This is a genomic window from Bariatricus sp. HCP28S3_A4, from assembly GCF_052066395.1.
In the GTDB taxonomy this organism is placed as follows: Bacteria; Bacillota; Clostridia; order Lachnospirales; family Lachnospiraceae; genus Allocoprococcus.
The window spans coordinates 44029-58154 of sequence record NZ_JBQHSE010000002.1 but is presented as its reverse complement, the minus strand read 5'-3'; the positions used below and the strand labels follow the sequence as shown (position 1 = coordinate 58154).

Sequence of the window (14126 nt, the reverse complement as noted above, 5' to 3'; positions counted from 1 at the left end):
TAATTCACGCCCAACGGACGCTTTTGTCATATGCCTTACCACAGAACCAAAAGAAAAAGGATATGCACATCCGCATATCCTTCTCTCTCGTATATTATGATAATGATTTTCCTCTATTCTGTTCCTGTATTTCCCGTCTGGCTGCCATCTGCTGTATTTTGTCCGTCATTCTGTGACGATGCTGTATTCATTGCATCCAGAGCACTCTGGGCATCTGTCGCAGCCTGTGTTCCTGAATAATCTGATACGACCTTCCCATATGCTTCTTTCGCCTTATCAGCATCACCGCTGCCGGCGTATGCATCTCCCAGAAGTTTCATAGCCTCACCATCGCTATAACCTGCCTCCATTCTGACGACCTTCTCCAGATTCGTGACTGCATCTGCATAATTGCTTTCATTCAGATTCTCCTTTGCCCGTGCAAGAAGGCGTGAACACATCGTCGGGAAAAGCTCTCCTGAGATTTCATCATAGATAGCTTTTCCTTGTTCGCCCAGCGCATCCGGGCTCACCGTAAACAGTCCATCCAACATGTCTGCATTACTGGTTGCTCCGCCTTCGTACTGCTCCGCCACCTTCATCAAAGCCTCATAACTTTGCTGTGTGGACTGGGCAGTCTGCAATGCATTTTCTGCCTGATCACTGGTATTCCGATAACTTTCCAGTTCTTTTTTCAATGTCTCAATCTGTGTATCCCGCGACTCCACCTCTTCACTCAATGCAATCACATTCCGGTTCGCATTTTCTGTACGTTTCTGGTTGACAGCAGGCGATATAAGAAACCAGACTACTGCTGCCCCGACCAGAATGCCAATCAGAATGTTGACAATCGTCAGCACAGCCGCATTATCTTTAAGGCTCGCAGATACCGGCTGGATGATCGTTTCATTTCCGAGATTATAGGTTACCGTCTGTTCCTTCTCTTCTTTCAGCTTTGCCACTTTCTGACTTCGCATCTGTGTCAATTCATGCATATACGCAAGTGTGATCTCGTTGGTAATGTCCATCTTATGCGCACGTCGCAAGATTTGCCTTGCCTTAGCATACTGCTCTGTATGAAGGTATAAAAGTGCAAGAAGCTGATGCGCCTTCAGGAAACTCGGATGCGCTGCAATGACCTTTTTAAGCTGTATGATTGCAAGATCCTCTCCATTCTGGCGACAATATAGAAGGCACTGATTGTATTTGTGAATCGCCTGATTGATCGTCTCCAGCTCACTCGGTGTCTCCTGTACTTTTTTAATATAGTAATTGGCAATATTCTCATAAGACTTGAAATTCTTACTGATGATCCACTCCACCAAAGCCTCTACCACTTCGCCTCGGCCATAATACACAAGTCCCAATAGATTTCTTGCCGCAATATTCTCTCTGTTATATTGTAAACTCCTCCTCAAAGACAAAATAGCCCCGGACAGATCCCGGATTTTTGCCTTTTTCAGACCATCATTGTACCAGTAATTTGACTGATACGCAAACTTCTGTAAATAATCCATGAAACTCTCCCCTATTTTGCTTTTTCAAGCATCTCCCGCAAAATATCTGTCATATCCGTCAAATCTTCTTCATAAACAGCTTTTTCAATCTCTTCCACTTCCAGACTTGGTTTAAATTTCTTCAGTTCTTCTTCAAAATTAAGCATGTCTGCCTCCTATCAGCCTTTTCAGCTCACCAATCAGATACAAAGAACCAAGGCAATACAGCCTTCCATTCTTTCCTTTCTCTTCTATTGCACGTTCAAATGCCTCACTAAGAGACGCTTCTTCCAGAACCGGCTTTTCCGTATATTTCTCAAATACTTCCGCCAGGGTCCTGGCATCTGCCCCTCTTTTATCTTCCAGTTTTGTTATAACATATACGTCTGCATCCACATCCTGACAAAGCACCTTGATCATATGTTCATAATCTTTATCCGAAACAGCCGAAAATAAAATGACCAGTTTATCTTTCAATAAATTCCCTGCTTTTTTCTGCTCCCGGATACTTTCCGCGAATCGGTTTATTGCAGCCAGATTATGTGCCCCATCCAGAACGACATTCTTCATAACTGTTTCCATTCTTCCCGGCCAGTATGTGGCAGCCACTGCGGCCTTCCATTTCTCCGTGTCTGCCTCATCACCCAATATGGACCGCATCGCCATAATGGCTATTCCTGCATTCATAACCTGATAAATGCCGGTACTTTCAACCTGCCATTTGGTATTACTATCATACTCACTACAAATAGAAAAAGCAATATGTTTGTCCGTAATTTCCTGAATTTCGAACGCATCTTTCCCGATTTCTTTACATGGTGCACCGACATTTGCTGCCATTCGACGGATTACGGCAGCTGCTTCCGGACAGCTTCCATCGAAGAAAACCGGAACCTTTGCCTTTATGATCCCGGCCTTTTCTGCAGCAATCTGTTCCAACGTATCCCCCAGAATCTCTGTATGATCCATTCCAATGGAAGTAATCACCGTAAGACACGGATGCGCAAATGAGTTTGTCGCATCCAGACGTCCTCCCAGCCCGGTCTCCAGAATCACATACTCTGTCCCGGCATCTTCAAATGCTGTCATTCCCATTCCGTACAGAAATTCAAAATACGAGGGGTGTCCGATTCCTTCCTCTTCCATTTCATTCACGACACCCTTCACACTGTTAAATATTTTTTCAAATTTTTCATCTGTAATGTCGATTCCGTTAATTTTGATTCTCTCATTCATTTTTTCTAAATGAGGGGATGTAAAAAGTCCAACACTTTTCCCCTCAGAAAGAAGAATCGCCTGCATATATGCGCAGACGCTCCCCTTTCCATTCGTCCCTGCCACATGAATGATTTTTCTGTTGTGACAGGGACTTCCAAGTCTTCTCAAAAAATCCCGAGTATGTTCTAATGTGTGTTTTTTCGTAAATTTAGGTATCTCTTCTATATAATGAATAATTTCTTCGTAATTCACGCTTTCCCCTCACTGTGCAGAATGTTACTGATTTTCCTCCGTTTCCGGCTCTTTTTCTGCATCTGTATCCTTCACTTCAGAAACTGTCGTACCCTGATCTCTTTCCAGTTGCTGCTTCAGCTCGTCTGTATATTTTAATAGGTTTCCACTCATCCAGATATATTCCGCAGATGTGCGAAATATCGTATTGCTGGATCCCACCTGACTAACTGTTATAATATCGCCCTCTTCCAGTTTGCTTTCCGGAAGTTCAATTCGCGTATTATTCAAAAATGTGCTCTTCTGCTTCTCTCCGTTAATATAAACTTTACTCCATTTCGTAAAGTTTGTTCCATAGAGGCTGTAACTTCCATTCAGATTACTATTCAGTCCGGTCAGCGTCACTTCTTTAATTCCCATTTCCATATGGCCTTCCGTAATCGGAAGCTCTCCCTCATACACATACTGTTTTCCATAAAGTATATCATACTGCAGAAGTTCCAGATCGAGCAGATAATCCTTCGTCTTTCTTCTCTGCTGATGGTAATTAAATACTGTTCCGGAATGCAGTCCCAACCGTTCCATCACATCGGCCATAATCTGATATGCCGGTATATTGCGATCCTGCTTCTCAAGTCCAAGATTATCCCAGATCACATAATTCGTATTATAGAGATAACGGCTCTTCAGATCCTTTGCCTCCAGTCCCATTGTCGGAAGATGGTCACCATAGAAAACAATGACCGTAGGCTCTCCCCGCTCTTCCATCATCTTCACCAGATTTCCGGCAAACTGATCCATCTCATATACCTGATTGACATAATATTCCCAGGCATTATTCTTTTCCTCAGTTTCCATTCCGCTGACTGTGATCCTCGGATTCTCGATCAGCTTCGTCTCCGGGTAATTTCCATGGCCCTGCACACTAATGGTAAAGACAAAATCCTGCTGTTCTGTTGAATCCAACGCATCCGCAATATGCGTTAGAAGAATATCATCCTTGGCCCATCCGTTTTCAGTCAACTGAAGAATATTCATAAATTCTTTACTGGTAAATGTATCAAATCCAATATTGTTAAATACTTTTGCACGACTGTAGAAATTTCCGCCGTTGTTATGAATCGCATGTGTACCATATCCGAACTCGGCAAATGCAGTGGCTGCACTCTCTGCCGTCTGATTCTTGAGAACCGTTTTATACGGATATTCTCCCGGGCCGAAATAACGCAGGTTCATCCCCGTCAGCACCTCAAATTCCGTGTTCGCCGTGCCGGCACCTACAGAAGGCACTTTAAAATACCCGGAAGAATACTCTTCAAACATCTCTCTAAGATTTGGCAACGGATCCATCGATGTCTGAAGTGCTTCATACTCAGAAGTGTCAAAGAATGACTCCAGCTGCACAAAAAGCACATTCGGCATAACATCCGTATCAGCAGTACTCTCTGTCAGTTCTCCGTTATTGCTGATTCTCTGAATTGTATCTTCATTATAATCATTCGGCTGCGAAATTCCTGTATTAAACAGGCTCGCGGCAAAGCAATATGGAAGTCCATAATCCTCATAGGCAAACGCAATATTCCCAAAATATGTGGAAACAACTCTGTTTTCAACTGCCAGATCTGTCACCAGAGAATATGCTCCAAAGCTCACAATAACACCTGCAAGCGCAAGAAGACGGTGCAATTTTCCTTCATATTGCCCTCCTCTTCGCCACATGGCAACACCCCATACCAAAAGTGCACTCACACCGACTGCAATCATGATCAGTTCTAACGGGGAAAAATAATTAGTAAAAAGCGATAGGCCTTCTTTAAAAGTCTTCAAATCTTGGGCATTAAAAGGCGTAACTCGTTTCAACAGCATGATGCCATTGCAGACCCCCAGGAACAACCATACCACGCTGATAATAATTCTTGCAAACACCCTCCGCCGTACCAGATATACAACGGTAAAAGTGACAAATATCATAAATGCATTATAGGAAAATACAAGCGGTGACTCTGTCATGTAATCCCATGCTTCTATCAAAGAATGTCTTGATAAGGCTTCAATTATAAAATTGATCAGAATTGCCCAGATTGCGTGAAGAAGCAGCGAGAAACGATTCATCAGCCGGTAATACGGTGCCATCTTTCTGGAAAATTCACTGTTTCTTCGCTCCTCCAGAATCCTTTCCCGGCGTTCATGCTTCATTTTCCAGTAATCCTTGATGTCTTCCATTCTTAAATTCTTCAGTTTTTGAATACTTCCACTGATATCAGGTTTCTTGAATTTGAATTTCTTAAACTGAATTTTTTTCATAAAACAACCTCTTGTATTCCTCTCTTTTTACGTTTTTATGCACCATTCAGGCAGATACCTTCCGGCATCTGCCTGCCATACTTTTATTTTTTCAGACCTGCAAGACGTTCTTTTACCTGCTCAAGCATCTGTGTATATTTTTCAAGCTTCGCCTTTTCCTCATCAACCTTTGCCTGAGGTGCTTTGCTGACAAATTTTTCATTGTTCAGCATTCCGTTTGCGCGGGCAATTTCTTTGTTCAGTCTTGCCTCTTCTTTTGTAAGACGCTCAATTTCCTGTTCAAAATCGATCAGTTCTTCCAGCGGAACATAAACCACTGCATCCGGCACTACGATCGACACCGCATCATCTGCAATACCTGCTTTATCAGCCTGAATATCCAATTCGCTCGCACTCATAAGCGGACATGCCGAAGTGATCAGCTGCGTAAGTCCTTCCCTGAGTTCAGCACTTTCACATACGACAAACACTTTCGCTTTGCGGCTAGGCGGAACATTCATCTCTGCACGTGCATTTCTTACACCGCGGATGACTTCCTTCATGTGATCGGTAACCTTCTCTGCTTCCGGGAAGTTCCACTCATCAATATAGCTCGGCCAGGAAGACATCATCAAAGATTCCTCTTCCGGAACCAGTGCTCCATAAATCTCCTCCGTTACAAACGGCATAAATGGATGCAGCATCTTCAGTGCATTTCCAAGAACCGTTTTCAGAGTCCAGAGTGCTGCATTTGCACTCTTATAGTTCTCATCAGAATGATAGATTCTGTATTTTACAAGTTCGATATACCAATCACAGAATTCATCCCAGATGAAATCATATACTTTCTGTACTGCGATACCAAGTTCGAATTTGTCCATATTGTCAGTCACATCTTTTGCAAGTGTATTCACCTTGGACAAAATCCATTTATCCGTCATGGTCAGATCCCTGTCATCCGGTTTGGAGATCACTTTGTCTTCCATATTCATCAGGATGAACCGTGATGCATTCCAGACTTTATTTGCAAAATTCCGGCTGGATTCCACACGTTCATTGTAGAAACGCATATCATTTCCCGGTGCATTTCCGGTTACCAGTGTAAGACGCAATGCATCGGCGCCGTACTCGTCGATAATTTCCAGCGGATCGATTCCGTTTCCAAGTGATTTACTCATCTTACGTCCCTGAGAGTCACGTACCAGTCCATGGATCAGTACGGTATGGAACGGTGCCTTTCCGGTATGCTCGTATCCGGAGAATACCATACGGATTACCCAGAAGAAAATGATATCGTATCCGGTTACCAGTACATCTGTCGGATAGAAGTAATCCAGATCCTCTGTCTTATCCGGCCAGCCGAGTGTGGAGAATGGCCACAGTGCAGAACTGAACCATGTGTCCAGTGTATCTTCATCCTGTGTAAAATGTTTGCATCCGCAATGCGGGCAAACCTCCGGCATCTCTCTTGCGACTACAAACTCACCGCATTCATCACAGTAGTAAGCCGGGATTCTGTGCCCCCACCAGATCTGACGGGAAATACACCAGTCACGGATATTTTCCAGCCAGTGCAGGTAAATCTTATTGAAACGCTCCGGAACAAACTTCAGTTCTCCCTTTTGAATTGCTTCGATAGCCGGCTTTGCCAGTTCGTCCATCTTAACAAACCACTGTGGTTTGATCAGCGGTTCTACCGTTGTTCCGCATCGGTCATGAGTTCCTACATTATGTGTATGTTCTTCAATTTTAACCAGATATCCCTGTTCTTCCAGATCTGCTACGATAGCCTTTCTTGCCTCATAACGATCCATGCCGGAATATTTTCCATAGCCTTCTACGATCGTTGCATCGTCATTCATGATATTGATCTCCGGAAGGTTATGACGTTTTCCTACTTCAAAGTCGTTCGGATCGTGAGCCGGTGTGATCTTAACCGCTCCTGTTCCAAATTCTTTATCCACATAAGAATCGGCAACAATCGGTATTTCTCTTCCAACCAGTGGAAGCAGTACCATCTTGCCTACAATATCTGTATATCTCTCATCATCCGGATGTACCGCAATCGCCGTATCACCAAGCATCGTCTCCGGACGCGTTGTAGCGATCTCAAGGAACCGGTCTGTTCCGATGATCGGATACTTGATATGCCAGAAATGTCCTGCCTGTTCTTCGTGTTCTACTTCTGCGTCTGAAAGACAGGTCTTACATACCGGACACCAGTTGACGATGCGTGAGCCTTTGTAAATATATCCTTTTTCATATAAGCGGATGAATACTTCTTCTACTGCTTTGGAACATCCTTCGTCCATGGTGAAACGTTCTCTGTCCCAGTCACAGGATACACCGAGCTTTTCAAGCTGTCTCTCGATGGTTCCGGCATATTCTTCCTTCCACTGCCAGGTCCTCTTAAGGAATCCTTCTCTTCCCAGCTCTTTCTTATCAATTCCTTCTGCTTTGAGTTGATTCGTAACCTTTACTTCTGTCGAAATCGCCGCATGGTCTGTTCCCGGAATCCAGAGTGCATTGTAGCCCTGCATTCTTTTGTAACGGATCAGGATGTCCTGAAGCGTATTGTCAAGCGCATGTCCCATGTGCAGCTTTCCTGTGATATTCGGTGGCGGCATCACCGTTGTAAACGGCTTCCTGTCTCTGTCCACCTCTGCGTGGAAGTACTTTTTCTCACACCACTTTTTGTAAAGCTTCGGTTCAATTTCTTTCGGATTATATGTTTTCTCCAAATTCTTACTCATTGCTTCCTCCTCAAATTTCATTCACTTTCTGTGTGTTCATAAAGGTTCCGCCAAGAATGTAAAAACGCCCTCTACAAAACGTAAAGGGCGTAGTAATCACGCGGTACCACCTTTGTTATATGAAGTCTCTCTAATACTTCATATATCTCATAGTTCTGTAACGGAAACCACCCCGTGATATCCTACTCGCCCGTTCAGATATCCGGCTCAAAAGCTACCTTCTGTATCCGTTTCCCGCGAACCACCTTTCAGCCAGTGAATGGTCCTCTCTTTCCGGCCCTAAATACATACTCCTCTTTCTCTCTGCCTTTCTCATAACTATTGATTATAATAGTATTCAATCCCCGGTTTGTCAAGAATGGAAAATCAAGATTCATAAAAGATTCATAAAATCTTTAGAATCTAGTGTGCTGGGGCAGTGCACTAAAACTCATGAATAAAGATTCCGCTTCTTAGTTTTGGTTCAAACCATGTGGATTTTGGCGGCATCAGTCTCCCTTCATCCGCCACTTCAAGAAGTTCCCGCATAGAAGTCGGGAACATGGCAAATGCCACTGCATTTTCCTCCCCATCCACAATATTCATCAGTTCCTTAAGGCCGCGGATTCCTCCGACAAACTGGATCCTTGTATCGGTCTTCGGATCCTGGATTCCCATAACCGGTGAAAGAATGTGATCCTGAAGAATAGAAACATCCAAACCTCTCACGGCATCTTCCGGGCAAATTTTCGGTTTTGCCTTAAGAAGGTACCATCCTTCTTCTAGATACATGGCAATTCCACCTTTCTGCCGCGGCCGGATTTCTTCTTTCCCTGTGTACTCAACCCAAAACCCGCTCTTAAGAAGCTCCGGAAGATTTCCAATAATCTCACTTGGAACCTGATGCACCACTCTGTTATAATCCAGAATCCTTAGTTCTGCCTCATCAAAAAGAACCGCCAGAAAATAATTAAATTCTTCTTTTCCGGTGTATTCCGGATTTTCCTTTCTTCTCTTAAGCGCCACCTTTACAGCTGACGCTGCCCGATGATGTCCATCTGCGATATAAAGACTATCCAGTTCACCGAATCGTCTGCAGATATCCAGGTTCCATTCTTCCTCTTCTATTTTCCAGACACGATGCCTGATTCCATCATCACTCACGAAATCATACACCGGCATCCGGGATACCGCCTCCGTAATCTTTTCTCTGATTCCTTCATTGGAACGATAAGCCAGAAAAATGGGCCCCGTATGTGCACTGCAGATATCGACGTGCCGAATCCGGTCAATTTCTTTGTCCTCTCTGGTATTCTCATGTTTTTTTATAACCTGATTCAGATAATCATCTACGGATGCACAGCACACCAGTCCTCTCTGGCTCCTGCCATCCATGGTAAGTTCATAAAGATAGAGACAGGGATTCTCATCCTGAACAAACTGCCCCTCTGCCTTCATTTCCCGAAGTGTATCACGGGCTCTTTCGTATACCTGTTCCGAATACATATCCGTCCCTTCCGGAAACTGCGTCTCCGCACGGTCTATTTTCAAAAAAGACAATGGATTATTCTCCACGATTTTTCTCGCCTCTCTGCTGCTGTATACATCATACGGGAGTGCTGCAATCTGCGCGACAACCTCCGGCGCCGGACGGACTCCTCTGAACGGTCTGATCTCTGCCATGTTCTTCACCCTCTTCTATCACATTTGATAAATTTATGTCCAGTTTACTCTCTTTGTTCTTATTTCGCAATAGAAATTATCTCTGTTTCAACTCCACACAGAAATCTTTTACATCTTCCCTGAGATACCGCAGCAAATCCTTCGAGTCTTTGTACTGCTCCTTCACGAGAATTCTCAGATACCCTTCTATCGCCCTTTCCAGGTGCTCCGGCTCCGGTACATTCTCCCCCATCATACGGCGAAGAATTCCCCGCAGCACGATATTGCAGATATTGAAAAACTGCCTTTCATAATCATACTGATATTCTTCCAGTGTTCTTCTGACATACTCATCGGGAAGTTTTCCAAGGAATCTCTGCTCCAGGCGGATTGCTTCCACATATTTCTCAACCGCATCTACTCCCTGAAGCTGCTCCATGCTCCAGAGCACCGGATAGTCCATCGTGATAACCGGATCCTGAGGGGCAAATCTCGGGTTATAGTAACGCAGAAATACCGGAATACCCTTTTCAAATGTATCTTTGTAATTTTCATTGCCGTATGATTTAAAATTCGGAAGAATGACATGATACATACGTCTGACACAATCCACTTTTTCCAGTACAATCTGGTATCCTCTCTCATAAGCCAGTTCAGCCGGAACTTTCTTCTTAGAAACCTCCGGCATCTGTCTATCCGCCTCCCCTTCTTTATCTGTTTCCTGCTCTTCCTGCACATATTCCCGGATGCAATACTGCACCGCTTCCATCAGATGTGCTGCCGCTTCGTAGGTAATCGATGTACTTTCTTTAGAAGTATATTTCTCTGCAAGCCGGATTACGATTGGTATCAGTTCCTCTATCTCATATTCCAGATATTTCATCTCGCTACCTCCAACACAATTCTTTCAATACTTCCAGATAAACTTCGTGATCCCAACGGGATGCCAGATCGAATTTTCCGTATTCTGACTTTCCTTCTGTCACATGGTATCCCTGATATCCTGCCCGGATCGCCTGCGCAAAAACATCCAGACAGGTGCTCTCCAGATATTCCAGATCTCCATAACAGACAGTCTCAAACTGCTCCTTCATAAAATGCAGAAGCTCGTCATCCGATATTTCATCCATCATCTCATTCTTGTAAAGAAAGAAAATGTCCTGAAGATGTCCGATCGTCTCCACATAATTTCTCTGGGAAATGTAATCCGAATCGCAGAATTCATAAATGATCTTCGGAAGGATGCTCTCCCCATATTCGATTCTTTTCTGCTCCTTCAGACTTTTCGACTTTTCATTCACCAGAAGCTTCGCATCCTCCTCTGATAATACAAGGCCAAATTTTTCTGTAACCTGATTGGTCGCTATGACTTTCGCCAGCTGGTTTTGTCCGGACAGGATCTGCATCCAGTTTTTCTCTTCCATCCTGATTTCCCCCTTATTATGATTTCATTTGGTTTATCGTCTGCCGATTATACCGCAGTACAGAATTATTTACCAGTCTTGAAATTTTGGCCATTTTATGGTAATATAATTACAGAAAGAGGAAAGATTTTCGATAATTCATCAAAATCTTTCCTCTTTCTGTACTGTTTTATCTATGCTTCATCAATCGCTTTTCCGATATCATGGCGCATATATTTATTATCAAATTTTACCCATTCGGTTGCCGCATATGCATTTGCACGTGCTTCTTTCAGGGTCGCACCCTTCGCGGTCACACCCAGTACACGTCCTCCGTTCGTCACGATCTGATCGCCGTTAAACTTTGTTCCGGCATGGAAGCAGTAATATCCTTCATGCTTCTTGAATTCTTCCAGTCCCGTGATCGGAAGTCCCTTTTCGTATGCGAGCGGATAACCGTCTGAAGCTAATACAACACAGACTGCTGCGTTGTCTTCAAATTCCAGATTAATCTGATCCAGCGTTCCGTCGATACAGGCTTCAATGACCTCGATCAGATCATTCTTCATTCTCGGAAGAACAACCTGTGCTTCCGGATCTCCGAATCTTGCGTTGTACTCCAGAACTTTCGGTCCGTCCTGTGTCAGCATCAGTCCGAAGAAAATGATTCCCTTGAATTCTCTTCCTTCTGCCGCCATAGCGTCTACCGTTTTCTGGTAAACATATTTCTGACAGAATTCATCTACTTCTTCCGTGTAGAACGGGCTTGGAGAGAATGTTCCCATTCCTCCGGTGTTCAGTCCCTGATCGCCGTCCTTTGCACGCTTGTGATCCTGTGCACTTGTCATCGTCTTGATCGTCTTGCCGTCAACAAATGAGAGAACAGACACCTCACGTCCGGTCATAAATTCTTCAACAACCATCGTATTACCTGAGGCACCGAACTTTTTGTCAAGCATGATTTCTTTGACACCGTCTTTCGCCTCTTCCAGCGTGTTGCAGATCAGCACGCCTTTACCGAGTGCAAGTCCGTCGGCCTTCAGCACGATCGGGAATTTCGCTGTTTCCAGATAAGCAAGCGCTTTTTCCGGGTCATCAAAGTTTTCATACGCTGCTGTCGGGATATCATATTTTTTCATCAGATCTTTAGAGAACGCCTTGCTTCCTTCCAGGATCGCCGCATTTTTTCTCGGACCGAATGCACGGATACCTGCAGCTTCAAACTCGTCTACCAGACCGCCTACCAGCGGATCATCCATTCCCACGATTGCAAGATCAATTGCGTTATCCTTCGCAAATGCTGTCAGCTTATCGAATTCCATTGCTCCGATCGGAACACATTCTGCGAATTCTGCAATCCCCGCATTTCCGGGTGCACAATAAATCTTTTCTACTTTGCTGCTCTTTGCCACACAATACGCGATAGCGTGCTCTCTTCCGCCGCCGCCAACAATTAATACCTTCATAAGTCCCTCCTTACTGTGTGATGGATACCTTTCCATCCACAATCTGAACCTTACCATTTGCAATCAGATCAATAGCCTGCGGAAGAATCTTCCATTCCGCCTGCTCCATGACACGTCTCTGCAGGATTTCCGGAGTGTCACCTTCTTCTACTGATACTGCTTTCTGCAGAATGATCGGTCCGGTATCTGTTCCTTCATCCACAAAATGCACTGTGGCACCTACCACTTTTACGCCTCTTTTAAGCGCCGCCTCATGAACTTTCAGCCCGTAAAATCCGGTTCCGCAAAATGACGGAATCAGTGACGGATGAATATTGATGATACGATTCCGGTATTCCCGGATCATCATCTCCGGAATCACAACCAGGAATCCGGCAAGTACGATCAAATCTGCCTTCAGTTCATTGACCTTGTCCAAAAATACTCTGTTAAATTCATCTCTTGTCTCAAAATCCTTCGGAGAAATGCACTGTGCCGGGATTCCATGTCTCCCGGCCCTTTCCAGTGCAAACGCATTCTTATTGTTACTGATTACTCCGACGATCTGCGTATTCGTGATCGTCCCGTGCTCCACCGCATCAATAATCGCCTGCAGATTCGTTCCGCCTCCGGATACAAGAACTGCAACTCTTAGCATACGGTTACTCCTTTTTCTCCTGCCTCTACATATCCTACCACATATGGTTCTTCTCCGGCTTCCTTCATTGCCTTCATAGCTGCATCCACGTCTTTTTCATCTACTGCTACAATCATTCCAAGACCCATATTGAACGTATTGTACATTGCTCTTTCTTCAATATCACCGTCTTCTGCAAGCATACGGAAGATCGGTGGAATCGGGTAGCTGTCTTTCTTCACTACTGCGTGAGTACCTTCGATCAGCATACGCGGAATGTTCTCATAGAATCCGCCGCCGGTAATATGGCTGCAGGCTTTGATCTTAACACCCGCTTCCTTCACCATACGAAGTGCTTTTACATAAATCTTGGTCGGTGCAAGAAGTGCATCTCCAAGCGTTGTTCCCAGACATTCATATTCTGCGTTCAGGACTTCCGGCTTCATGCTGAATACTTTTCTTACAAGAGAGAAACCGTTACTATGTACTCCTGACGAAGCCATACCGATCAGAACATCGCCCGGCTTCAGATCTTTTCCGGTGATCAGATCCTTCTCATCAACGATTCCGACTGCAAATCCGGCAAGATCGTACTCATCTACCGGATAGAATCCCGGCATCTCAGCGGTCTCTCCACCGATCAGGGCACATCCGGACTGTTTACATCCTTCTGCCACACCGCTTACGATCGTAGCAATCTTTTCAGGTTCATTCTTTCCACATGCGATATAATCCAGGAAAAATAACGGTTCTCCACCTGCACATGCAATGTCATTTACACACATCGCAACACAATCAATTCCGATGGTATCATGTCGATCCAGAAGGAACGCCAGCTTCAGCTTGGTTCCAACACCGTCTGTACCGGAAACGAGGGTCGGTTTTTCCATATTTTTAAATTTTTCAAGAGAAAATGCACCTGAGAATCCTCCGATTCCTCCAAGAACTTCTTCTCTCATCGTCTGCTGAATATGTTTCTTCATAAGCTCCACTGATTTATAACCAGCTTCGATATCTACACCCGCATTCTTATAGTCCAT

The 14126-nt window shown here is 44.4% G+C and carries 11 protein-coding genes and 1 other annotated feature; all 11 genes read right to left on the bottom strand.

The annotated features are described in order from the left end of the window. Positions 1–113: 113 nt before the first annotated feature. Entirely contained in the window at positions 114–1496 is a 1383-nt protein-coding gene (locus ACTNBF_RS01250; protein WP_427806264.1) for a tetratricopeptide repeat protein, read from the bottom strand. An 11-nt stretch (positions 1497–1507) separates the two neighbouring features. Continuing rightward, positions 1508–1642: a hypothetical protein gene (locus tag ACTNBF_RS01245; RefSeq protein WP_427806263.1), complete on the bottom strand. Its 135-nt coding sequence runs from the start codon at positions 1640–1642 to the stop codon at positions 1508–1510. Further along, entirely contained in the window at positions 1635–2945 is a 1311-nt protein-coding gene (locus ACTNBF_RS01240) for a bifunctional folylpolyglutamate synthase/dihydrofolate synthase (RefSeq protein WP_441016671.1), read from the bottom strand. Before ACTNBF_RS01240 ends, ACTNBF_RS01245 begins: the two co-directional genes overlap by 8 nt. 24 nt (positions 2946–2969) lie before the next feature. Next, on the bottom strand, positions 2970–5228 hold the full coding sequence (locus ACTNBF_RS01235) for an LTA synthase family protein (protein ID WP_441024186.1): 2259 nt from the start codon (positions 5226–5228) through the stop codon (positions 2970–2972). Between the two features lie 83 nt (positions 5229–5311). Next, the gene (locus ACTNBF_RS01230) at positions 5312–7960 is read right to left on the bottom strand and encodes a valine--tRNA ligase (RefSeq protein WP_427806260.1); all 2649 of its coding nucleotides are present in this window, start codon (positions 7958–7960) and stop codon (positions 5312–5314) included. A gap of 80 nt (positions 7961–8040) precedes the next feature. Then, positions 8041–8273, bottom strand: a binding site (T-box leader). A 110-nt stretch (positions 8274–8383) separates the two neighbouring features. After that, entirely contained in the window at positions 8384–9622 is a 1239-nt protein-coding gene (locus ACTNBF_RS01225; protein WP_441088621.1) for a DUF1015 domain-containing protein, read from the bottom strand. Positions 9623–9698: 76 nt separating this feature from the next. Further along, the gene (locus tag ACTNBF_RS01220; RefSeq protein ID WP_441088620.1) at positions 9699–10484 is read right to left on the bottom strand and encodes a DUF6179 domain-containing protein; all 786 of its coding nucleotides are present in this window, start codon (positions 10482–10484) and stop codon (positions 9699–9701) included. Positions 10485–10488: 4 nt separating this feature from the next. After that, positions 10489–11025 carry a DUF6323 family protein gene (locus ACTNBF_RS01215; RefSeq protein WP_441088619.1) on the bottom strand — a complete coding sequence of 179 codons (537 nt, stop codon included), beginning with the start codon at positions 11023–11025 and terminating at the stop codon, positions 10489–10491. Between the two features lie 173 nt (positions 11026–11198). Then, positions 11199–12470, bottom strand: a complete 1272-nt coding sequence (purD, locus tag ACTNBF_RS01210; protein ID WP_441024195.1) for a phosphoribosylamine--glycine ligase — start codon at positions 12468–12470, stop codon at positions 11199–11201. A gap of 10 nt (positions 12471–12480) precedes the next feature. Further along, positions 12481–13107, bottom strand: a complete 627-nt coding sequence (gene purN / locus ACTNBF_RS01205) for a phosphoribosylglycinamide formyltransferase (protein ID WP_441088618.1) — start codon at positions 13105–13107, stop codon at positions 12481–12483. Continuing rightward, on the bottom strand, positions 13101–14126 hold the full coding sequence (gene purM, locus ACTNBF_RS01200) for a phosphoribosylformylglycinamidine cyclo-ligase (protein ID WP_427806255.1): 1026 nt from the start codon (positions 14124–14126) through the stop codon (positions 13101–13103). Before purM ends, purN begins: the two co-directional genes overlap by 7 nt.